A 21669-nucleotide genomic window follows, 5' to 3' on the forward strand; every position below is an offset into this window, starting at 1 on the left:
GTTTCAGAGCTTGGAGACGGCCACGTGCTTGAGGAAGCCGGCGACCGACACGTTCATCACGTCCGTGAAGGGTTTCGGGTGGATGCCCATGTACAGCACCGCGATGGCGAGCACGCCCAGCATCACGAACTCGCGGGCGTTGATGTCCGTGAGCACCTTGACGTGGTCGTTGCCGATCGGGCCGAAGTACACGCGCTTGACCATCCACAGGGTGTAGGCGGCGCCGAGGATCAGCGAGGTGGCGGCCAGCATGGCGAGCCAGAAGTTGGCCTTGACCGCGGCCAGGATCACCATCCACTCGCCGACGAAGCCGGCGGTGGCGGGCAGGCCCGCGTTGGCCATCGCGAACAGGACGGCCAGCGCGGCGAAGGTCGGCATCGTGTTGACGACGCCGCCGTAGTCGGCGATCTGGCGCGAGTGCACGCGGTCGTACAGCACGCCGATGCACAGGAACATGGCGGCCGACACGAAGCCGTGGGAGATCATCATCACCAGGCCGCCGGAGACGCCCAGGTCGTTGAATATGAAGAAGCCCAGCGTGACGAAGCCCATGTGCGCGACGGACGAATAGGCCACCAGCTTCTTCATGTCCTGCTGCACCAGCGCCACCAGGCCGACGTAGATCACGGCGATCAGCGACAGCGCGATGATCAGCCAGGCCCATTCACGCGAGGCGTCGGGGGCGATCGGCATGGAGAAGCGCAGGAAGCCGTAGGCCCCCAGCTTCAGCATGATGGCGGCCAGCACGGCGGAGCCGCCGGTGGGGGCTTCCACGTGCACGTCGGGCAGCCAGGTGTGCACCGGGAACATCGGCACCTTCACCGCGAAGGCCGCGAAGAAGCCGAAGAACAGCAGCGTCTGAGCCAGCCCGGAGAGGGGCAGCTTGTGCCAGGTCAGGATGTCGAAGCTGCCGCCGGACTTGGTGTAGAGGTACACCAGCGCCACCAGCATCAGCAGCGAGCCGAGCAGCGTGTAGAGGAAGAACTTGAAGGCCGCGTAGATCTTGTTGGGGCCGCCCCAGATGCCGATGATGAGGTACATCGGGATCAGCGTGGCCTCGAAGAACACGTAGAACAGCACGGCGTCCATCGCGCAGAACACGCCGATCATGAAGCCCGAGAGGATCAGGAACGCGCCCATGTACTGGTTCACGCGCTCGGTGATCACCTCCCACGCCGAGATCACCACCACGATGGTGATGAAGGCCGTGAGCAGCACGAACCACAGCGAGATGCCGTCCACGCCCAGGTGGTAGTTGACGTTGAAGCGGTCGATCCAGGGCGCCTTCTCCACGAACTGCATGTCCGCGGTGGCGATGTTGAAGCGGCCGTAGAGCGGCAGCGTCACGAGGAAGCTGACGATCGAGCCGATCAGCGCGATCCAGCGCACCATGCGCGCCTGGTCGTCGCGGCCGAGGGCCAGCAGGATGGCGCCGAAGACGATCGGCGTCCAGATCGCGAGGCTCAAGAGTCCCATTTGCATTTTGTTCGCCCTCGCCTTACTTCTTCAGCCACTCGCTGAGCATCGGCCAGCTCACGAAGTACGTCATGAGCACCACCACGCCCACCAGCATCGCGAAGGCGTAGTGGTAGATGTAGCCGGACTGCACCCAGCGGATCACGCCGGCGAAGCGCGCCACCAGGTGGGCGCTGCCGTTGACGAACACGCCTTCGATCACGCCCTCGTCGCCGCCCCTCCACAGCCCGCGGCCGACGCCGCGCGCCGCCGGGGCGATCAGGTGCTCGTTGATCCAGTCCATGTAGTACTTGTTCTCCAGCAGCCGGTAGACGGGCTGGAAGCGCTTCTGGATCGCCGCGGGCAGCGCCAGGTTGACCATGTACATGTAGTACGCCAGCGCCACGCCGGCGGCGGCCAGCCAGAACACCGGCGAGGTCAGGCCGTGCAGCGCCATCGCCAGCGGGCCGTGGAATTCCTTGGCCATCTCCTCCAGCGCCGGGTGCCGCTCGAGGTTGACGAGGATGGAATCCTTGAAGAAGTCGCCGTACAGCATCGAGCCGATGGTCAGGTAGCCGATCACCACCGAGGGGATCGCCAGCAGGATCAGCGGCACCGTCACCACCCAGGGCGACTCGTGCGGCTTGGCATCGTGGCCGTGGCCATGCCCGTGGTCGTCCTTGTGCGCGACGTGCTCGTCGTGCGCGTCGTGGTGCGCATGCGCGTCCGGGTTCTGGTCGTAGCGCTCCTTGCCGTGGAAGACCAGGAAGTACATCCGGAACGAATAGAAGGCCGTCACGAACACGCCCGCCATCACCGCGAAGTAGGCGAAGCCGGAGCCGGGCAGCCTGGACAGGTGCACCGCCTCGATGATCGAGTCCTTCGAATAGAAGCCGGCGAACAGCGGCGTGCCGATCAGGGCCAGCGAGCCGAGCAGCGAGGTGATCCAGGTGATCGGCATGTACTTGCGCACGCCGCCCATCCAGCGGATGTCCTGGTTGTGGTGCATGCCGATGATCACCGAGCCGGCCGCGAGGAACAGCAGCGCCTTGAAGAACGCGTGCGTCATCAGGTGGAACACGGCGACCGAGTAGGCGGAAGCACCGAGCGCCACCGTCATGTACCCGAGCTGCGACAGCGTCGAATACGCCACCACGCGCTTGATGTCGTTCTGGATGATGCCCAGGAAGCCCATGAACAGCGCCGTGATCGCCCCGATCACCAGCACCACCGACAGCGCGGTGTCCGACAGCTCGAACAGCGGCGACATGCGCGCGACCATGAAGATGCCGGCCGTCACCATGGTGGCGGCGTGGATCAGCGCGGAGATCGGCGTCGGGCCTTCCATCGAGTCGGGCAGCCACACGTGCAGCGGGAACTGCGCGCTCTTGCCCATCGCGCCGATGAACAGGCAGATGCAGGTCACGGTGATCAGCAGCCAGTCGGTGCCGTAGCCGAAGGGCGAAACGAGCTTGCTCGCGTCGGCGAAGGTGTCGGCGTAGCCCAGCGTGTTGAGGTTGGCGACGATCAGGCCGATGCCCAGGATGAAGCCGAAGTCGCCGACGCGGTTGACCAGGAAGGCCTTGAGGTTGGCGAAGATCGCGGTCGGCCGGGTGTACCAGAAGCCGATCAGCAGGTAGGAAACGAGGCCCACCGCTTCCCAGCCGAAGAACAGCTGCAGGAAGTTGTTGCTCATGACCAGCATGAGCATCGAGAACGTGAACAGCGAGATGTAGCCGAAGAAGCGGTTGTAGCCGTCGTCGTCTTCCATGTAGCCGATGGTGTAGATGTGCACCATCAGCGACACGAAGGTCACCACGCACATCATCATCGCGGTGAGGCCGTCGATGAGGAAGCCCACCTCCATCTTCAGGCTGCCCACCACCATCCATTCGTAGATGGTCTGGTTGAAGCGGGCACCGTCGACCGCCACGCTCTTGAGCGTCATCGCGGAGATCACGAAGGCGATGAACACCCCCAGGATCGTCAAGGTGTGCGACAGTCGGCGTCCGATCACGTTGCCGCCCAGCGTGGTGCCGAAGATGCCGGCGGCGACCGCGCCGGCGAGCGGCGCGAGCGGGACGGCGAGCAGGGTCGCGGCGTTGAGAGTGGTACTCATCGTTTCTTTCCTATGCACGTGGCCATGCCCATGCGGCCCTCCAGCCGCACGCCATGGTTGCCGGGTCGCCCCGGCCGGACATGCTTCAGCCTTTCAGCTCGTTCAGTTCTTCGACGTTGAGGTTCGACTTGTTCCGGAACAGCAACACCAGGATGGCAAGGCCGATCGCCGATTCGGCGGCCGCCACCGTCAGGATGAAGAACACGAACACCTGGCCGTGCATGTCGCCCAGGTAGTTGGAGAACGCCACGAAGTTCATGTTGACCGCCAGCAGCATCAGCTCGATGGCCATCAGCAGCACGATCAGGTTGCGGCGGTTCAGGAAGATGCCGACCACCGACAGCGCGAACAGGATCGCGCCCAGCGTCAGGTAGTGACCGAGGGTGATGGTCATGCCTTGCTCCCTTCGGGGGCGACCGCGACGGCGGCGGCCTCGGGTTGGCGCGTGGACGGGACCTTCACGATCTGCAGGCGGTCGCGCGCCTTCACGCGCACCTGCAGCGAGGGATCGATCGCCTTGCTGTCCTTGCGGTGGCGCAGCGTCAGCGCGATGGCCGCGACGATGGCCACCAGCAGCAGCACGGCCGCGATCTCCAGCGGGAACAGGTACTCGGTGTACAGCAGCCGGCCCAGTTCCTTGGTGTTGGAGTACTGCACGCCGGCCTGGGCGGCGGCCGTGGCCGCGGGAATGGCGCGCGGTTCCTCGGTCGGCCGGAAGCCGCCCATCAGCACCGCCGCCATCTCCAGCGCGATCAGCGCGCCGATGGTCGCGGCCAGCGGGAAGTGCTTCCAGAAGCCGGCCCGCAGTTCGTCGACGTTGACGTCCAGCATCATCACGACGAACAGGAACAGCACCATCACCGCGCCGACGTACACCAGCACGAGCGAGATGGCGAGGAACTCCGCCTTCAGCAGCAGCCACACGCCGGCGGCCTGGAAGAAGGTGAGCACCAGGAACAGCGCGGCATGCACGGGGCTGCGCGCGGTGATGACCCGGAAGGCCGAGAAGATCAGCACCACCGAGAACAGGTAGAAGAGGCCCGTACGGACGTCCATGTCGTTTCTTTCCTCGCGTCCGTTAGCGGTACTTGGCGTCGGCCGCCTTGGCGGCCGCGATCTCGGCCTCGTAGCGGTCGCCCACGGCCAGCAGCATGTCCTTGGTGAAGTACAGGTCGCCGCGCTTTTCGCCGTGGTATTCCAGGATGTGCGTCTCGACGATCGAGTCCACCGGGCAGCTTTCCTCGCAGAAGCCGCAGAAGATGCACTTGGTCAGGTCGATGTCGTAGCGCGTCGTGCGGCGGGTGCCGTCTGCGCGCTGGTCGCTCTCGATGGTGATCGCCATCGCGGGGCAGACGGCCTCGCACAGCTTGCAGGCGATGCAGCGTTCCTCGCCGTTCTCGTAGCGGCGCAGCGCGTGCAGGCCGCGGAAGCGCGGCGACAGCGGCGTCTTCTCCTCCGGGAACTGGATGGTGATCTTGCGGGCGAAGAAGTACTTGCCCGTCACCTTCAGGCCCTTGAACAGTTCCAGCAGCATGAAGCTGCGCAGGAAGTCGCCCAGCGAGAAGGCGGACTCGCGGGATGCCAGGGTGTCGGATGCAGCGGCCATGGCGGTCTTACTTTGCGAAGGCAAACGTGTTGTAGGGGGTCTGCATCCACGCACCGATCACGATCAGCCAGACCAGCGTGACGGGGATGAAGATCTTCCAGCCCAGGCGCATGATCTGGTCGTAGCGGAAGCGCGGGAAGGTGGCGCGGATCCACAGGAACATCGTGACCATGATGAAGGTCTTGATGCCCAGCCAGATCCAGCCCGGGATCCAGTTCAGCAGCGGCGCGTCGATCGGGGGCAGCCAGCCGCCCAGGAACATCACCACCGCGAGGATGGAGACGAGCCACATGTTGGCGTACTCCGCCAGGAAGAACATGGCGAAGGACATGCCCGAGTACTCGATCATGTGGCCAGCCACGATCTCGGATTCGCCCTCCACCACGTCGAACGGGTGGCGGTTCGTCTCGGCGAGGCCGGAGATGAAGTAGACGAAGAAGATCGGCAGCAGCGCGAACCAGTTCCAGGACAGGAAGTTGATGCCGCGCGCGGCGAACCAGCCCTGGTCCTGCTGCAGCACGATGTCCGTCATGTTCAGGCTGCCGGTCACCATCAGCACCACCACGAAGCAGAAGCCCATGGCGATCTCGTAGCTGACCATCTGGGCGGAAGCGCGCAGCGCGCCCATGATGGCGTACTTCGAGTTGGAGGCCCAGCCGGCGATGATCACGCCGTACACCTCCAGAGAGGTGATGCCCATCACGAACAGCAGGCCGGCGTTGATGTTGGCCACGGCCACCTCGGGGCCGAAGGGGATCACCGCCCACGCCGCCAGCGACGGCATGATGGTCATGATCGGGCCCAGGTAGAACAGGCCCTTGTTCGCCATCGTCGGGAGGATGATCTCCTTGGTCAGCAGCTTGAGCGCGTCGGCGATCGGCGTGAGCAGGCCCAGCGGGCCGATGCGGTTCGGGCCCGGGCGGATCTGCGTGAAGCCGATGGCCTTGCGCTCCCACAGCGTCAGGTAGGCCACCGCGCCCATCAGCGGGGCGACCAGCACGATGATCTTGATCAGCGCCCAGAGCACGGGCCAGCCGGCGCCGGTCCACCAGGGGGCGGCGATCAGGCCGTTGCCCAGGCCGTAAATCGTGTCGATCATGCGGACACTCCTTGGCGCTGCGCGACCTGCGCATCGGCCGTCAGCTGCAGCGACGGGGCACGGCGCACGATCGAATCGAGCTGGTAGATGGAAGCCGCGACCGGCCTGGCGTCGGTGTCGCCGAGCCACGCCGCCTTGGCGGTCTTGTTGGACAGCAGGCTGCCCTGCACCACGGGCTGGGCCGCGTCGGCTCCGCCGCGGGCCTCGGCCAGCACTTCCTGCGCCGACTCGTACTCGAAGCCCTGCAGGCCCAGCATGTTGGCCAGCACGCGCAGGACCTTCCAGGCCGGACGCGTCTCGTGCAGCGGCTTGACCACCGCGTGGAAGCCCTGCACGCGGCCTTCGGCATTGACGAAGGTGCCGGGCGTCTCGGTCCACGGGGCGATGGGCAGCAGCACGTCGCTGATGTCCAGGTTGGCCTTGAAGGGCGACAGCGTGATCACCATGCTGCCCTGCCCTCCCAGCTTCGACGCGCCGGCGGCGGAGTCGAAGGCGGGTTCGGTGTTCAGCAGGAACAGCGCCTTGCAGCCGCCTTCCAGCATCTGCTTGGCATTGAGTCCGCCGTTGCCGGGCATGGCCTTCACGAGCTGCGCGCCGACGGTGTTGGCGGCCTCGGTGAGGTAGCCGACGGTGGCGCCGGTCATCTCGCCGATCCAGTTGGCCAGCGACAGCAGCGAGCTGGCGGCCGGGTGGTGCGCGGCGGCGTTGCCCAGCAGGATGGCCTTGCGCTCGCCGGACAGCAGCGAGGCGGCGATCGCCTTGGCCGCATCGGTGGCGTTGCCTTGCAGGGGAGCCTTGCTGCCCTTCTCGTTGCCGATCGCGGTGGCGATGTCCGCCACCGCCTGCACCCATTGGCCGGCGGGCACGATGGACTTGCCAGTCATGGCCATCGCCCAGTCGTTGTCGCGGTCGTGCACGACGGACACCTGGGCGCCGCTGCGCACCGCGGCGCGCACGCGCAGGGCGAACAGCGGATGGTCCTTGCGCAGGTTGGAGCCGATCACCAGCGCGCGCTGCAGCGTCGACAGCGACGCGATGCTGGTGCCCAGCCACCGCACGCCTTCGGAATTCTGGAACTCGGCGTGGCGCAAGCGGTAGTCGACGTTCTCGCTGCCCAGCGCGCGAACGAGCTTCTGCGCCAGGAACAGTTCTTCGACGGTGCTGTGCGGCGACACCAGCGCGCCGACCGCCCTGGCGCCGTGGTCGCGCTTGATCTCGCCGACGCCGCGCACGACGTATTCCAGCGCGGTCTGCCAGTCGACCGTCTTCCACTCGCCGCCATGCTTGATCATGGGCGAGGCCAGGCGTTCGGGCGTGTTGAGCGCTTCGTAGGAGAAGCGGTCGCGGTCGGCCAGCCAGCACTCGTTGACGTCGTTGTTCTCGAACGGCAGCACGCGCATGACCTTGTTGTTCTTCACCTGCACGATCAGGTTCGCGCCGGTGGAGTCATGCGGGCTCACGCTCTTGCGGCGCGAGAGTTCCCAGGGCCGGGCGCTGTAGCGGAACGGCTTGCTGGTGAGCGCGCCGACCGGGCACAGGTCGATCATGTTGCCGGAGACTTCGGAGTCGACCGTGTCGCCCAGCACCGTGGTGATCTCGCTGTGCTCGCCGCGGTGGATCATGCCCAGCTCCATCACGCCGGCGATCTCCTGGCCGAAGCGCACGCAGCGGGTGCAGTGGATGCAGCGGCTCATCTCCTCCATGGAGATCAGCGGGCCGACGTCCTTGTGCAGCACGACGCGCTTTTCTTCCTGGTAGCGCGAGGCGCCGGGGCCGTAGCCGACGGCGAGGTCCTGCAGCTGGCATTCGCCGCCCTGGTCGCAGATCGGGCAGTCCAGCGGATGGTTGATCAGCAGGAACTCCATCACCGACTGCTGCGCCTTGATCGCCTTGTCGCTGCGGGTGCGCACGATCATGCCGTTGGTGACGGGCGTGGCGCAGGCCGGCATCGGCTTGGGCGCCTTCTCCACGTCCACCAGGCACATGCGGCAGTTGGCGGCGATGGAAAGCTTCTTGTGGTAGCAGAAGTGCGGGATGTAGGTACCGGCCTTGTCCGCGGCATGCATGATCATGCTGCCTTCGGTGACCTCCACCTTCTGTCCGTCGAGTTCAATCTCAATCATGTGATTACGCGCTCCGCGCGTCCGTTCTCTCCCTCTCCCCCTGGGAGAGGGCCGGGGTGAGGGCATCACCCGACAAACCGCGCGCGATCTTCGCCTCGAACTCGTGCCGGAAGTGCTTGATCATCGCGCGCACCGGCATCGCGGCCGCATCGCCCAGCGCGCAGATCGTGCGGCCCTGGATGTTGTCGGCCACCGAGTTGAGCAGGTCCAGGTCGCTGGGCTTGCCGTAGCCGTTCTGGATCCGGTCGATCACGCGCCACATCCAGCCCGTGCCTTCGCGGCACGGCGTGCACTGGCCGCAGGACTCGTGCATGTAGAAGTAGGACAGGCGCAGCAGGCTTTCCACCATGTCGCGCGTCTCGTCCATCACGATCACGGCGCCGGAGCCGAGCATGGAGCCGGCCTTCGCGATGGAGTCGTAGTCCATCGTGCACTGCATCATCAGGTCGGCCGGCAGCACCGGGGCGGAGGAGCCGCCGGGGATCACCGCCTTCAGCTTCCTGCCGCCCTTCACGCCGCCGCACAGCTCCAGCAGCTTGGCGAACGGCGTGCCCATGGGCACTTCGTAGTTGCCGGGGAGTTCGACGTCGCCCGAGACCGAGAAGATCTTGGTGCCGCCGTTGTTCGGCTTGCCGATGTCGAGGTAGGCCTGGCCGCCGTTGCGGATGATCCAGGGCACCGCGCCGAAGGTCTCGGTGTTGTTGATCGTGGTGGGCTTGCCGTACAGGCCGAAGCTGGCCGGGAACGGCGGCTTGAAGCGGGGCTGCCCCTTCTTGCCTTCCAGCGATTCGAGCAGCGCGGTTTCCTCGCCGCAGATGTAGGCGCCCCAGCCGTGGGCCGCGTGCAGCTGGAAGCTGAAGTTGGAACCCAGGATCTTGTCGCCGAGATACCCTGCCGCCCGCGCTTCCTCCAGCGCTTCCTCGAACCGGTCGTAGACCTGCATGATCTCGCCGTGGATGTAGTTGTAGCCCACGGTGATGCCCATCGCGTAGGCCGCGATGATCATCCCCTCGATCACGATGTGGGGGTTGTACATCAGGATGTCGCGGTCCTTGCAGGTCCCCGGTTCACCCTCGTCGCTGTTGCACACCAGGTACTTCTGCCCCGGGAACTGGCGGGGCATGAAGCTCCACTTGAGGCCCGTGGGAAAGCCCGCGCCGCCGCGGCCGCGCAATGCGCTTTCCTTGACGGTGGCGATCACCTGGTCGGTGGTGAGGCCTTCGCTCAGGATCTTGCGCAGCGCCTTGTAGCCGTCGCGCGCCTCGTAGTCCTTCAGGCGCCAGTTGGTTCCGTCCAGGTCCTTGTAGATCTGCGGATCGATGTGGCGGTTGTGGAAACAGGTCTGGACACCCGTCGCCATGAACTGCTGCAGGACTTGCTGGGAGTGCATCACGATCCCTCCGTGCTACGCACTGCGGGATGAGCGCCTTCGGGCGGCCGTGCGGCGCTCGCCACGCCCTCGGCCTTCTTCAGCCCGTCGATCAGCTGGTCCAGCTTGTCGGCGGTCATGAAGCTGCACATCGTGCGGTCGTTCACCAGCATCACCGGCGAGTCGGCGCAGGCGCCCAGGCATTCGCTCTGCTGGATCGTGAACAGGCCGTCGGGCGTGGTCTCGCCCATCTCGACGCCCAGGCGCATCTCCAGGTGCTGCAGGGCCTTGAGGCCATCGCGCAGCTGGCACGGCAGGTTGGTGCAGACGTTCAGCTTGTACTTGCCAACCTTGTGCTGGTTGTACATGTTGTAGAACGTCGTGACCTCGTGCACCGCGATCGGCGGCATGCCCAGGTACTCGGCAACCTCGTTCTCCGCTTCCTTGCTGACGAAGCCCTGTTCCTGCTGCACGATGGCCAGGCAGGCCATCACGGCGGACTGCTTCTGGTCGACCGGGTACTTGGCGACTTCGCGGTCGAAGCGCGCACGGGTGTTCTCGTTCATCATCTGTCGATATCTCCGAACACGATGTCCATCGTGCCGATGATCGCCACGGCGTCGGCGATCATGTGGCCCTTGCCCATCTCGTCGAGGGCGGCCAGGTGCGGGAAGCCCGGCGGCCGGATCTTCAGGCGGTAAGGCTTGTTGGCACCGTCGCTCACGATGTAGATGCCGAACTCGCCCTTGGGGTGTTCCACCGCGGCATAGGCCTCGCCTTCCGGCACCTTGAAGCCTTCGGAGAACAGCTTGAAGTGGTGGATCAGCTCCTCCATGTTGGACTTCATGGATTCGCGGTCCGGCGGCGCCACCTTGTGGTTGTCCGTGATGACCGGGCCGGGGTTGGCCTTGAGCCAGTCCACGCACTGCCGGATGATCCGGTTGGACTCGCGCAGCTCCTGCACGCGCACCAGGTAGCGGTCGTAGCAGTCGCCGGTGCGGCCGACGGGGATGTCGAAGTCCATCCGGTCGTACACCTCGTAGGGCTGCGACTTGCGCAGGTCCCACGGGATGCCGGAGCCGCGCAGCATGGGGCCGGCGAAGCCGAGGTTCAGCGCGCGCTCGGGCGTGACCACGCCGATGCCCACCGTGCGCTGCTTCCAGATCCGGTTCTCGGTCAGCAGCGTCTCGTACTCGTCGACGTAGGCCGGGAAGCGCTTCGTGAAGTCCTCGACGAAGTCCAGCAGCGTGCCGCTGCGGGTGTCGTTCAGGCGGTCGACGTCGCGCTGGTTGCGGACCTTGCTGGCCTTGTACTGCGGCATCGTGTCCGGCAGGTCGCGGTACACGCCGCCCGGACGGAAGTAGGCCGCGTGCATGCGCGCGCCCGACACCGCCTCGTACATGTCGAACAGGTCTTCCCGCTCGCGGAAGCAGTAGATCAGGATGTTCATCGCGCCGCAGTCGAGGCCGTGCGCGCCGAGCCACAGCAGGTGGTTCAGCAAGCGCGTGATCTCGGAGAACATGACGCGGATGTACTGCGCGCGGATCGGCACGTCGACGCCGAGCAGCTTCTCGACGGCCAGGCAGTACGCATGCTCGTTGCACATCATCGACATGTAGTCGAGGCGGTCCATGTAGGGCAGCGCCTGGATGTACGTCTTGGTCTCGGCCAGCTTCTCGGTGGCGCGGTGCAGCAGCCCGATGTGCGGGTCGGCGCGCTGGATCACTTCGCCATCGAGCTCCAGCACCAGCCGCAGCACGCCGTGCGCGGCCGGATGCTGCGGGCCGAAGTTCAGGGTGTAGTTCTTGATTTCAGCCATGTCTTAACAGCCAGAACTGCCGGACGCAGAGGACGCGAAAGATACGCAGAGGACGCAAAGAAGACCTTTCAAGGATGTTCCCTTTGCGTCCTCTGCGTACCCTTGGCGTCCTCTGCGTCCGGTATGGGTATTCATCACTGCAGCTCCCCGTACTTGTCTTCCCGGATGATCCGCGGCGTGATCTCGCGCGGCTCGATCGTGACGGGCTGGTAGACCACGCGCTTCTTCTCGGGGTCGTAGCGCATCTCGACGTGGCCGGAGACCGGGAAGTCCTTGCGGAAGGGATGGCCGATGAAGCCGTAGTCCGTGAGGATGCGGCGCAGGTCCGAGTGGCCCTCGAACACGATGCCGAACAGGTCGAAGGCCTCGCGCTCGAACCAGTTGGCCGCGCTCCAGAGATCCGTGACGGAGTCCACCACCGGCAGGTCGTCGTCGGGGCAGAACACGCGCAGGCGCACGCGCTGGTTCAGGCTCACCGACAGCAGGTGCGAGGTGACGCCGAAGCGCGCGCCCTCCCAGGTACCCATGCCGTACTCGGAATAGTCGACGCCGCACAGGTCCATCAGCTGCTCGAACTGGCAGCCCGGGGTATCTCGCAGGATGCGCGCGGCCTCGTGGTAGTCGCGGGCGGCGACGATGGCGGTGACTTCACCGAGCTGGAGCGTGACGCTCCGGGCCCGTTCGCCCAGGGCGGCAGCGACGGTGTCGCGCACGGCTTCGGGCGCGGGGCTCACGGGGGCCGGGATCATCTGGTGTCTTCCTTCAGGCGCGGGCGATGGTCTGCGTGCGGCGGATCTTCTGCTGCAGCTGGATGATTCCGTACAGCAGGGCCTCGGCCGTCGGCGGGCAGCCGGGCACGTACACGTCCACCGGCACCACGCGGTCGCAGCCGCGCACCACCGAGTAGCTGTAGTGGTAGTAGCCGCCGCCGTTGGCGCAGGTGCCCATGGAGATCACCCAGCGCGGCTCCGCCATCTGGTCGTACACGCGGCGCAGCGCCGGGGCCATCTTGTTGCACAGCGTGCCGGCCACGATCATCAGGTCGGACTGGCGCGGGCTGGGGCGGAACAGCATGCCGAAGCGGTCGATGTCGTAGCGCGCGGCACCGGCGTGCATCATCTCCACCGCGCAGCAGGCCAGGCCGAAGGTCATCGGCCACAGCGAGCCGGTCTTCGCCCAGTTGATGACCGTGTCCACGGTCGTGGTCACGACACCTTTTTCAAGAATGCCCTGGTTTGCCATAAAACTCTCTCGTGAATAGGAAGCGGGAGGCGGATGCGATGGGGTCAATCCCAGTCGAGCGCACCCTTCTTCCATTCGTAGACGAAACCCACGACCAGGATGGCCAGGAAAATCATCATGGCCCAGAAGCCCACGGGGCCGATTTCCTTGAGCGCCACCGCCCACGGGAAGAGGAAGGCGATCTCGAGGTCGAACAGGATGAACAGGATCGCCACGAGGTAGTAGCGCACGTCGAACTTCATGCGCGCGTCCTCGAAGGCTTCGAAGCCGCATTCGTAGGGAGCGTTCTTGGCGGCGTCGGGGCGCTGCACGCCCATGCCCTTGGCGAACAGCCAGCCCATGGCCTGGGGAGCGATGCCGACACCTGCGCCGACAAGGATGAACAAGAGGACAGGGAGGTACTGGTCGAGGTTCATCTTCGGCAAGGTCCGCGCTTTGTGCGCCGCCGGGTGCGTGCCCGGCAGGCTCTTATGTTGGTGCCGACGGCGAGACTCGAACTCGCACAGCTTTCGCCACTACCCCCTCAAGATAGCGTGTCTACCAATTTCACCACGTCGGCTGAAACTACTTGTCCGCAAGGCTTCCGAGGAGTGCGCTCCATTGGAGCACTTCGCCTATCCGGACAACCACCAAGTGTACTCGCAATCGGAGTCGCCACTGCCGGGGTGAAGCGACAGTGGCCCTTGCTTGACCTAGATCACTTGGTCGGGATCTGGGCCGCGCCGGAGGCGGGGGCGGCCGGTGCGGTCGTCGCGGGACCCTGCTGCGCCGGAACGGGCGTGCCGCCGCTCGGGATCTGGCTGGCCGGCGCGGGGGCCGAAGCTGCGGGGGCCGCCGCGGGGGCCGTGCGCTCCAGCACGCTGCCGGTGCTCGCCACCGGCTTCACGCTGTGGCTGAAATAAGCCAGCACCAGGGTGCAGGCGAAGAAGACCGCCGCCAGGACGGCGGTGGTGCGCGAGAGGAAGTTCGCGCTGCCGCTGGCGCCGAACAGGCTGCCCGAGGCGCCGCTGCCGAAGGCCGCGCCCATGTCCGCGCCCTTGCCATGCTGCAGCAGGATGAGGCCGATCATGCCGAGGGCCGTCAGCATCTGCAGGGCCAGCACGATGGTCAACAAGACGTTCATTCCAAATACTCCGTTGTTGTGGTCACGCGGGCGCGTTCGAGGCGCGGGCCGCGGCAATGATCTGAAGGAAATCGGGCGCCTTGAGCGATGCTCCGCCGATGAGGCCGCCGTCGATGTCCGGCTGCGCCAGCAGGCTGGCCGCGTTGGCCGCGTTCATGCTGCCGCCGTAGAGGATGTGCACGCGCTCGGCCTGCGGCGTGGCGGCGGCGAGCTGCGTGCGCAGCAGCGCATGCACCTGCTGCGCCTGCTCGGGCGTCGCCGTCTTGCCGGTGCCGATGGCCCAGACGGGCTCGTAGGCGACCACGATCTCGCTGATGCAATGGCCGTTGACGTGGACCACGGCGGCCATCTGGCGCTTGACGACTTCCTCGGTGCGGCCGGCCTCGCGCTCGGCCAGCGTCTCGCCGACGCAGACGATCGGCGTGATGCCTTGCGCCAGCGCGGCCTTCGCCTTCTCCGCCACCAGCGCATCGCTTTCGCCGTGGTACTGGCGGCGCTCCGAGTGGCCGACGATCGCGTAACGCACGCCGAACTCGCGCAGCATGGCGGCCGACACCTCGCCGGTGTAGGCGCCGCTGGCGTGCTGCGAGACGTCCTGCGCGCCCAGTTCCAGCTTCGCGCCGTGGCGCAGCATCTGCACCTGCGCGAGATACGGCGCCGGCACGCAGACGGCGACGTCGCACGGCGCGTCCTTCATCCCCGCCACCAGCGCGCGCACCAGCGCGTCGTTGGCCTCCAGGTTGCCGTTCATCTTCCAGTTGCCGGCAATCAGTTTCTTCTTCATGTTCGCTTCACCAGGTCAGGACGATCTTGCCGACGTGCTGGTTGGATTCCATCAGGGCGTGGGCCTTCGCCGCCTCCGCCGCCGGGAAGGTGCTGTGGATCACCGGCTTGATCCTGCCGGCCTCGATCAGCGGCCAGACGTTCTTCGCCAGCGACTGCGCGATGGCGGCCTTGAACGCAACCGGGCGCGGACGCAGCGTGGAGCCCGTGATCGTGATCCGGCGCCGCAGCACCAGGCCCGCGTTGAACTCGCTCTTGGTGCCGCCCTGCACCGCGATGATCACGATGCGGCCGTCCTCGTTCACGCACTTGACTTCACGGTCGATGTAGCCGCCCGCGACCATGTCGAGGATCACGTCCACGCCCTTGCCGTCGGTGAGCTTCTTCGCTTCTTCGGCGAAGTCCTGCGTCTTGTAGTTGATGGCATGGTCCGCGCCAAGATCGACGCAGGCCTTGCACTTGTCGTCGGAGCCGGCGGTGGCGATCACCTTGCCGGCGCCCATGGCCTTGGCCAGCTGGATCGCGGTGACGCCGATGCCGCTGGTGCCGCCCTGGACCATGAACGATTCGCCCGGCTGCAGCCGGCCACGGTCGAACACGTTGCTCCAGACGGTGAAGAAGGTCTCGGGCAGCGAGGCCGCCTCGATGTCGGACAGGCCCTTGGGCACCGGCAGGCACTGGCCCACCGGGGCCACGCACAGCTGCGCGTAGCCGCCGCCGGCCACCAGCGCGCAGACGCGGTCACCGGCCTTCAGGCCCGCTTCCTTCATCGCCTGCGCGTCGCCGGAGACGATCGTGCCCGCGACCTCGAGGCCGGGGATGTCCGATGCGCCCGGCGGCACCGGGTAGTTGCCGGTGCGCTGGAGCACGTCGGGGCGGTTCACGCCGCTCGCCGTGACGCGGATCAGCAGTTCCCCGGCGCCCGCGACGGGGTCGGGGCGCTCCCCGGCGCGCAGGACTTCCGGCGCGCCATATTGCGTGATCTCGATGGCCTTCATGGCAGCCGCCTTACTGCTGGCTGCCGCCCTCGGGCGTGTTGCCGCCGGACTCCTGCTGCGGCTCGGTGCGCGGCTCGCGCGGCTCACGGGATTCACGCGATTCGCGCGGGGCACGGTCGCCCCGGTCGCCGCGGTCACCACGGTCGCCACCGCGATAGTCGCCCCGGCCTTCGCCGCGCGGGCCACGGTCGCCGCGATCACCACGATCGCCACGCGGCTCGCGCGGGCGGTCTTCCATGCCTTCCGGACGGTCGGCCAGCGCCTTCATGGACAGCTTCACGCGGCCCTTGTCGTCCGTCTCGAGCACCTTCACGCGCACGACCTGGCCCTCCGTCAGGTAGTCGGTGACCCGCTCCACGCGCTCGTGCGCGATCTGGCTGATGTGCAGCAGGCCGTCCTTGCCGGGCAGCAGGTTGACCAGCGCGCCGAAGTCCAGGATCTTGGTGATCGGGCCTTCGTAGACCTTGCCGACTTCGACTTCGGCGGTGATCTGCTCGATGCGCTTCTTCGCCTCTTCGGCCTTGCCGGCGTCGGTGGAGGCGATGGTGATGGTGCCGTCTTCCGCGATGTCGATCTGCGTGCCGGTCTCCTCGGTCAGCGCGCGAATCACGGAGCCGCCCTTGCCGATCACGTCGCGGATCTTCTCGGGGTTGATCTTCATCGTGTACAGGCGCGGCGCCCAGGTGGACACGTCCGACTTGGCGGTGCCCAGCGCTTCCTGCATCTTGCCCAGGATGTGCATGCGCGCTTCCTTGGCCTGCGCCAGCGCGACCTGCATGATCTCCTTGGTGATGCCCTGGATCTTGATGTCCATCTGCAGGGCGGTCACGCCGTTGACCGTGCCGGCCACCTTGAAGTCCATGTCGCCGAGGTGGTCCTCGTCGCCCAGGATGTCGGTCAGCACCGCGAAGCGGTTGCCTTCCTTGATCAGGCCCATGGCGATGCCGGCCACGTGCGCCTTCAGCGGCACGCCGGCGTCCATCAGCGACAGGCAGCCGCCGCACACGGAGGCCATCGAGGACGAACCGTTGGATTCGGTGATCTCGGAGACCACGCGCATCACGTAGGGGAACTCCTCCTTGGAGGGCAGCACCGGGATCAGCGCCCGCTTCGCCAGCCTTCCATGGCCGACTTCGCGGCGCTTGGTGGAGCCCATGCGGCCCGTCTCGCCGGTGGCGAAGGGAGGCATGTTGTAGTGGAACAGGAAGCGGTCCTGGAACTCGCCGGCCAGCGCGTCGATGCGCTGCGCGTCCTGCTCGGTGCCCAGCGTGGCGACGACCAGCGCCTGCGTCTCGCCGCGCGTGAAGAGGGCCGAGCCGTGGGTGCGGGGCAGCACGCCGGTGCGGATCTCGATCGGGCGCACGGTGCGGGTGTCGCGGCCGTCGATGCGCGGCTCGCCGGAGAGGATCTGGCTGCGCACGATGCGCGACTCGATCTCGAAGGTCAGGTTCTCGACCTTCACCGGGTCGAAGGCGATGCCCTGGGCGGTGAGGTCGGCTTCCACCGAGGCGGCGGCGTCGCGCAGGGCCTGGGTGCGGGCCTGCTTGGAGCGGATCTGGTAGGCGGCGCGGATCTTCTCCTCGGCCACCGCGCGGACCTTGGACTCGAAGGACTCGTCGCGGGCCGGCGCCTGCCAGTCCCACACCGGCTTGCCGGCTTCGCGCACCAGCTCGTGGATCGCGTTGATCGCGATCTTGCCCTGCTCGTGGCCGAACACCACGGCGCCCAGCATCACTTCCTCGGACAGCTGCTGCGCTTCGGACTCCACCATCAGCACGGCGGCCTCGGTGCCGGCGACCACCAGGTCGAGGTCGGACATCTTGCGGGCCGTCGGGCCGGGGTTCAGCACGTACTCGCCGTTGACGTAGCCCACGCGGGCGGCGCCGATCGGGCCGTTGAACGGGATGCCGGAGATCGACAGCGCGGCGGACACGCCGATCATCGCGGCGATGTCGGCATCGACTTCGGGGTTCAGCGAGACGGTGTGGATCACCACGTGGACTTCGTTGTAGAAGCCTTCGGGGAACAGCGGACGGATCGGGCGGTCGATCAGGCGCGAAGTGAGCGTCTCGAGTTCCGAGGGCTTGGCTTCACGCTTGAAGAAGCTGCCGGGGATCTTGCCGGCGGCGTACGTCTTCTCGATGTAGTCGACGGTCAGGGGGAAGAAGTCCTGCCCGGGCTTGGCGGTCTTGGAGGCGACCACGGTGGCCAGCACCACGGTGTCCTCGATGTTGACCAGCACGGCGCCGCCGGCCTGGCGGGCGATCTCGCCCGTTTCCAGCGTGACGGTGTGGTTGCCCCACTGGAACGACTTGGTGACCTTGTTGAAGATGCTCATGGCGTGTCCTCTTTTCTCTCGATGGGTCGGAGGGGCGTGGGGCCGAACACGATGCCATTCCTCGGGGGCTCGGGGACCCAAGCCCCCGAGGAATGACACAGCGCGTATCCGGTCGCGGCCGCTCCGAAGTGAAAAACGCCTGAGCCAGTTACGCGAACCGTCTCAGGCGTCCGTTCAGCGGGGACTGCTTACTTGCGCAGGCCCAGCTTGCTGATCAGGGCCGTGTAGCGCGGGGCGTCCTTGTCCTTCAGGTAGGCCAGGAGGCGCTTGCGGCGGTTCACCAGCTGCAGCAGGCCGCGACGGCCATGGTGGTCCTTGGCGTGCGTCTTGAAGTGCGGGGTGAGCTCGTTGATGCGGGCCGTGAGAAGCGCGACTTGCACTTCCGGGCTGCCGGTGTCGTTCGTGCCGCGCGCATTGGCGGCGACGATTTCTGCCTTGTTGATGGCGGTCATCGTGATTCCTTTGAAAGTTGTTGACTTGCGTGCGGCCTGCTGGAATGTGCGGCCGTACGTGCGCTCTGCGAGAAGCAGAACCGGGGGATTATAGCGTCAACGCGCCAGCCAGGTCGCCAGCCGGTCCACGCCCTGCCTCAACCGTGCCACGTCCTTCGAGGCGAAGCACCACCTCAGCCACCCCTGCGCCTCGGGCGCGAAGGCATTCCCTGGCGCCAGCCCGATTCCCGCCTCTGCCACCAGCCGCTTGGCCAGGGCCAGCGAATCGTCGAACCCGTCCAGCTTGAAGAAGGCGTACATGCCGCCCTTGGCCGGACTCAGTTCCACCCCGGGCAGGCCCTGCAGCAGCGGCACCAGCGTGTCGCGGCAGGTCTTCAGGTGCGCCACCACCCGCGGCGTCACCTCGTCGGTGCGCTGCATGGCCTGAACCGCCGCCCGCTGCGTGAAGACGCTGGCGCAGGAGGTGTTGAACTCGATCAGCTTGCCCATGTGGTGCGTCATGTTCGGCGGCATCACCAGCCAGCCGAGGCGCCAGCCGGTCATGAGGAAGCTCTTGGAGAAGCTGTGCGCGATCACGAGCCTGTCCTCCGGCTGCGCCACGTCGAGGAAGCTCGGCGCGCAGGCATTCGGCGTGGGCTCGAAATACAGCCGCTCGTACACCTCGTCGGCCAGGATCCAGGTGCCGGTGCGGCGGCAGTGCGCCAGGATCGCCTCCTGCTCGGCGCGCGACAGCGTCCAGCCGGTCGGATTGTTCGGTGCGTTGACGATCAGCAGGCGCGTGGACGGCGTGATCGCGTCCAGCAGGCGCTGCAGGTCGAGTGTCCAGGCGCCCTCCTTCGGCACCAGCGGCACGGGCTTGAGCCTGGCGCCCATGATCCGCGCCTGCGCCGGCAGGTTGGGCCACACGGGCGTGACCACCACCACCTCGTCGCCGGCATCCACCACGGCTTGGCAGGCGAGCATCAGCGCGTTCACGCCGCCGGACGTGACCGCGATGCGGTCCGTGGCGATCGGTCCGTGCAGCTTCGAGCCGTAGGCGGAGATCGCCTGGCGCAGCTCCGGCAGGCCCAGATTGTGGGCGTAGAAGGTCTCGCCCGCGCGCAGCGACGCGATCGCCGCCTCGCGGATGAACTCCGGCGTCGGCTCGTCGCTCTCGCCGAACCAGAACGGCAGCACGTCGCCGCGCCCCATGCCGGCGTTGGCCACTTCACGGATCTTGGATTCCTCGAGATTCAGGACGGTATCGCGCATGACGGGATTCTCAGGCCGGGCGGACCATCCTGCAGGCGTGGGGCAATTCCGCCTGGGCCGGGGCGAGGACGCGCACCGTGCGGAAGCCGTAGCCCGAGCCCTCGACATCGAAGCGCACGCCCGGCGTGCCCTGGCGGTCCATCAGCCCCACCACCAGCGGCTGCTGGAACTGGTGGTCCCCAGCGCGCATGCGGCCCGTCTGGCCGGCGAAGTTCACCTGCACCTGCTCCAGCGCGAGCGCCAGCGGCACCGCGTCGACGGTGCCGGCGCGCTCGATCGCCTGCGCCAGCGCCTCGACCACCATCTGCATGCGCATGTGCACGTAGTCGTCGGCCGGCCGCGGAAAGCGCTGGCGGAACGACTGGTAGAAGGCCTCGCTGTCGCGCGTGGGCAGGTTGGGCAGCCACTCGGCCACCGCCAGCACCTTGCCCACGCCGGCTTCGCCGATCGCCGCCGGCGCACCCAGCGCATTGCCGTAGAAGGTGTAGAAGCGGCCCTCGAAGCCGATCTCGCGCGCCGCCTTCACCAGCAGCGTCAGGTCGTTGGAGAAGTTGCCCGTGATCACGGCGTCGGCGCCGCTCGCCTTGATCTTGGTCGCGTAGGGGGCGAAATCCTTGATGCGCAGCAGCGGGTGCAGTTCCTCGCCCACCACCTGCACGTCGGGGCGCTGCGCGGCGAGCTGGCGGCGTGCCTCGCGCTGCACCGCCTGGCCGAAGCTGTAGTCGGGATTGAGCAGGTAGACCGAGCGCACTGCGCGGTCCTCGCGCAGCACCGACATCAGCGCCGCCATGCGCATGTCGGCATGGGCGTCGAAGCGGAAGTGCCAGAAGCTGCACTTCTCGTTGGTGAGGATCGGGTCGACGGCGGAGTAATTGAGGAACACCACGCGGCGCTCCGGCTCTCGCTCGTTGTGCTTGTTCACCGCCTCGATCAGCGCGGCGGCGACGGCCGAGGAATTCCCTTGCAGGATGACGCGGGCGCCGTCGTCGATGGCCGAGCGCAGGGCGGAGAGCGCCTCCTCGATCTGGCCCTTGCTGTCGTAGCGATCGAGCTGCAGCGGCCGGGCGCCCGCGCGGGTGCGCACGCCGCCGCGCTGGTTGACGCGTTCCACAGCCCACGCGAGGTTGCGGAACACCGCCTCCCCGCCGTTCGCGTTGGCGCCCGAGAGGCCCTCGATCATCGCGAGCTTGACGGGTGCGGGGCCCTGCGCGCGGGCGCAAGCGGGGAGAAATGCAGCTGCGGCGGCCGTTTTCAAGACCGTGCGCCGAAGAATTTTCATGCCTGGAAATCTCTTGAAATGCCGTGGCTGGTGCGCAGATGGGGACCAGACGGCGATCGGATGCGAGAGCCGCAAAGTTTAAGGGACAGGCACCGGGGACGGCGCCGCGCCCCGAAGCCATCACCCACAGGAGTATCGATCATGTTGTTCGCCCCGGCCCTTCGCACCCATCGCGCCTTCGACCGCAGCTTCGAGCGCTTCCTCACCGACTCCGTGTTCCAGCCCGTCGCCCGTGGCGCCAAGGTGGAACAGACCGACGACGCCTGGACGCTGTCGCTCGACGTGCCCGGCGTGACGCGCGAGCAGATCGCCATCGACGTCGACGGCACCGTCGTGAGCGTCAAGACCGTGGAAGGCGCCCCGCGCCAGTACAAGGCGGCCTACGAGTTCCCGGCCGAGATCGACACCGAAGCGACGAGCGCCAAGCTGGAAAACGGCGTGCTGACGCTGACGGTCGGCAAGAAGAAGCCGGTCGTGACGGCGCGGCAGATTGCGGTGCAGTAACTTGCGGTCGTCCCCTGCGTAGGTGGGGGGCACCGTCATCCCCGCGAAGGCGGGGATCCAGAGGGGGCGCGTGTAGCGCCCTCTCTTGCTTTCCGGGGGCGTCCCGACA

21 protein-coding genes and 1 tRNA gene are annotated in these 21669 nt (G+C 66.8%); 1 reads left to right on the plus strand and 21 read right to left on the minus strand.

The window, feature by feature from the left end; all coding sequences use genetic code 11:
- Positions 1–3: 3 nt before the first annotated feature.
- From WG923_RS29420 to WG923_RS29520, 21 genes are all read right to left on the minus strand, one after another.
- Complete coding sequence (locus tag WG923_RS29420; protein WP_340354597.1) at positions 4–1476, minus strand: NADH-quinone oxidoreductase subunit M; 1473 nt, start codon at positions 1474–1476, stop codon at positions 4–6.
- A gap of 22 nt (positions 1477–1498) precedes the next feature.
- On the minus strand, positions 1499–3574 hold the full coding sequence (nuoL, locus tag WG923_RS29425) for an NADH-quinone oxidoreductase subunit L (RefSeq protein WP_340354598.1): 2076 nt from the start codon (positions 3572–3574) through the stop codon (positions 1499–1501).
- A gap of 85 nt (positions 3575–3659) precedes the next feature.
- Positions 3660–3968 carry an NADH-quinone oxidoreductase subunit NuoK gene (gene nuoK / locus WG923_RS29430; protein WP_201687610.1) on the minus strand — a complete coding sequence of 103 codons (309 nt, stop codon included), beginning with the start codon at positions 3966–3968 and terminating at the stop codon, positions 3660–3662.
- Complete coding sequence (locus tag WG923_RS29435; protein WP_340354599.1) at positions 3965–4630, minus strand: NADH-quinone oxidoreductase subunit J; 666 nt, start codon at positions 4628–4630, stop codon at positions 3965–3967. Before WG923_RS29435 ends, nuoK begins: the two co-directional genes overlap by 4 nt.
- A gap of 22 nt (positions 4631–4652) precedes the next feature.
- Positions 4653–5180 (minus strand): NADH-quinone oxidoreductase subunit NuoI, encoded by a 528-nt coding sequence (gene nuoI, locus WG923_RS29440; RefSeq protein WP_340354600.1) that lies wholly within the window; start codon positions 5178–5180, stop codon positions 4653–4655.
- 7 nt (positions 5181–5187) lie between these two features.
- Positions 5188–6279, minus strand: a complete 1092-nt coding sequence (gene nuoH / locus WG923_RS29445) for an NADH-quinone oxidoreductase subunit NuoH (protein ID WP_340354601.1) — start codon at positions 6277–6279, stop codon at positions 5188–5190.
- Entirely contained in the window at positions 6276–8402 is a 2127-nt protein-coding gene (nuoG, locus tag WG923_RS29450) for an NADH-quinone oxidoreductase subunit NuoG (protein ID WP_340354602.1), read from the minus strand. Before nuoG ends, nuoH begins: the two co-directional genes overlap by 4 nt.
- Positions 8403–8406: 4 nt before the next feature.
- Entirely contained in the window at positions 8407–9792 is a 1386-nt protein-coding gene (nuoF, locus tag WG923_RS29455; protein WP_340354603.1) for an NADH-quinone oxidoreductase subunit NuoF, read from the minus strand.
- Positions 9792–10340: an NADH-quinone oxidoreductase subunit NuoE gene (gene nuoE / locus WG923_RS29460; RefSeq protein ID WP_340354604.1), complete on the minus strand. Its 549-nt coding sequence runs from the start codon at positions 10338–10340 to the stop codon at positions 9792–9794. The genes nuoF and nuoE overlap by 1 nt, the downstream gene beginning before the upstream one ends.
- On the minus strand, positions 10337–11590 hold the full coding sequence (locus tag WG923_RS29465; RefSeq protein WP_340354605.1) for an NADH-quinone oxidoreductase subunit D: 1254 nt from the start codon (positions 11588–11590) through the stop codon (positions 10337–10339). Before WG923_RS29465 ends, nuoE begins: the two co-directional genes overlap by 4 nt.
- A 134-nt stretch (positions 11591–11724) precedes the next feature.
- Entirely contained in the window at positions 11725–12339 is a 615-nt protein-coding gene (locus WG923_RS29470; protein ID WP_340354606.1) for an NADH-quinone oxidoreductase subunit C, read from the minus strand.
- A gap of 13 nt (positions 12340–12352) precedes the next feature.
- On the minus strand, positions 12353–12832 hold the full coding sequence (locus WG923_RS29475; protein ID WP_340354607.1) for a NuoB/complex I 20 kDa subunit family protein: 480 nt from the start codon (positions 12830–12832) through the stop codon (positions 12353–12355).
- A 44-nt stretch (positions 12833–12876) separates the two neighbouring features.
- Positions 12877–13248, minus strand: coding sequence for an NADH-quinone oxidoreductase subunit A (locus WG923_RS29480; RefSeq protein WP_340354616.1), 372 nt, complete (start codon positions 13246–13248; stop codon positions 12877–12879).
- A gap of 58 nt (positions 13249–13306) precedes the next feature.
- Positions 13307–13391 (minus strand) — tRNA-Leu (locus WG923_RS29485).
- A 138-nt stretch (positions 13392–13529) separates the two neighbouring features.
- Positions 13530–13955 carry a preprotein translocase subunit SecG gene (gene secG, locus WG923_RS29490; RefSeq protein WP_340354608.1) on the minus strand — a complete coding sequence of 142 codons (426 nt, stop codon included), beginning with the start codon at positions 13953–13955 and terminating at the stop codon, positions 13530–13532.
- A gap of 22 nt (positions 13956–13977) precedes the next feature.
- The gene (gene tpiA / locus WG923_RS29495; protein ID WP_340354609.1) at positions 13978–14739 is read right to left on the minus strand and encodes a triose-phosphate isomerase; all 762 of its coding nucleotides are present in this window, start codon (positions 14737–14739) and stop codon (positions 13978–13980) included.
- A 7-nt stretch (positions 14740–14746) separates the two neighbouring features.
- Positions 14747–15736: an NAD(P)H-quinone oxidoreductase gene (locus WG923_RS29500; RefSeq protein WP_340354610.1), complete on the minus strand. Its 990-nt coding sequence runs from the start codon at positions 15734–15736 to the stop codon at positions 14747–14749.
- A gap of 10 nt (positions 15737–15746) precedes the next feature.
- Positions 15747–18074, minus strand: coding sequence for a polyribonucleotide nucleotidyltransferase (gene pnp, locus WG923_RS29505; RefSeq protein ID WP_340354611.1), 2328 nt, complete (start codon positions 18072–18074; stop codon positions 15747–15749).
- A gap of 188 nt (positions 18075–18262) precedes the next feature.
- Entirely contained in the window at positions 18263–18526 is a 264-nt protein-coding gene (rpsO, locus tag WG923_RS29510) for a 30S ribosomal protein S15 (protein WP_340354612.1), read from the minus strand.
- 96 nt (positions 18527–18622) lie between these two features.
- The gene (locus WG923_RS29515) at positions 18623–19777 is read right to left on the minus strand and encodes a pyridoxal phosphate-dependent aminotransferase (protein WP_340354613.1); all 1155 of its coding nucleotides are present in this window, start codon (positions 19775–19777) and stop codon (positions 18623–18625) included.
- A 10-nt stretch (positions 19778–19787) separates the two neighbouring features.
- Positions 19788–21056 carry a branched-chain amino acid ABC transporter substrate-binding protein gene (locus WG923_RS29520; protein ID WP_340354614.1) on the minus strand — a complete coding sequence of 423 codons (1269 nt, stop codon included), beginning with the start codon at positions 21054–21056 and terminating at the stop codon, positions 19788–19790.
- A gap of 141 nt (positions 21057–21197) precedes the next feature.
- Here WG923_RS29520 and WG923_RS29525 point away from each other — a divergent pair, with 141 nt between their 5' ends.
- Entirely contained in the window at positions 21198–21560 is a 363-nt protein-coding gene (locus WG923_RS29525; RefSeq protein WP_340354615.1) for an Hsp20/alpha crystallin family protein, read from the plus strand.
- Positions 21561–21669 lie beyond the last annotated feature (109 nt).

Source organism: Ramlibacter sp. AN1133 (assembly GCF_037890035.1).
In the GTDB taxonomy this organism is placed as follows: Bacteria; Pseudomonadota; Gammaproteobacteria; order Burkholderiales; family Burkholderiaceae_C; genus Ramlibacter.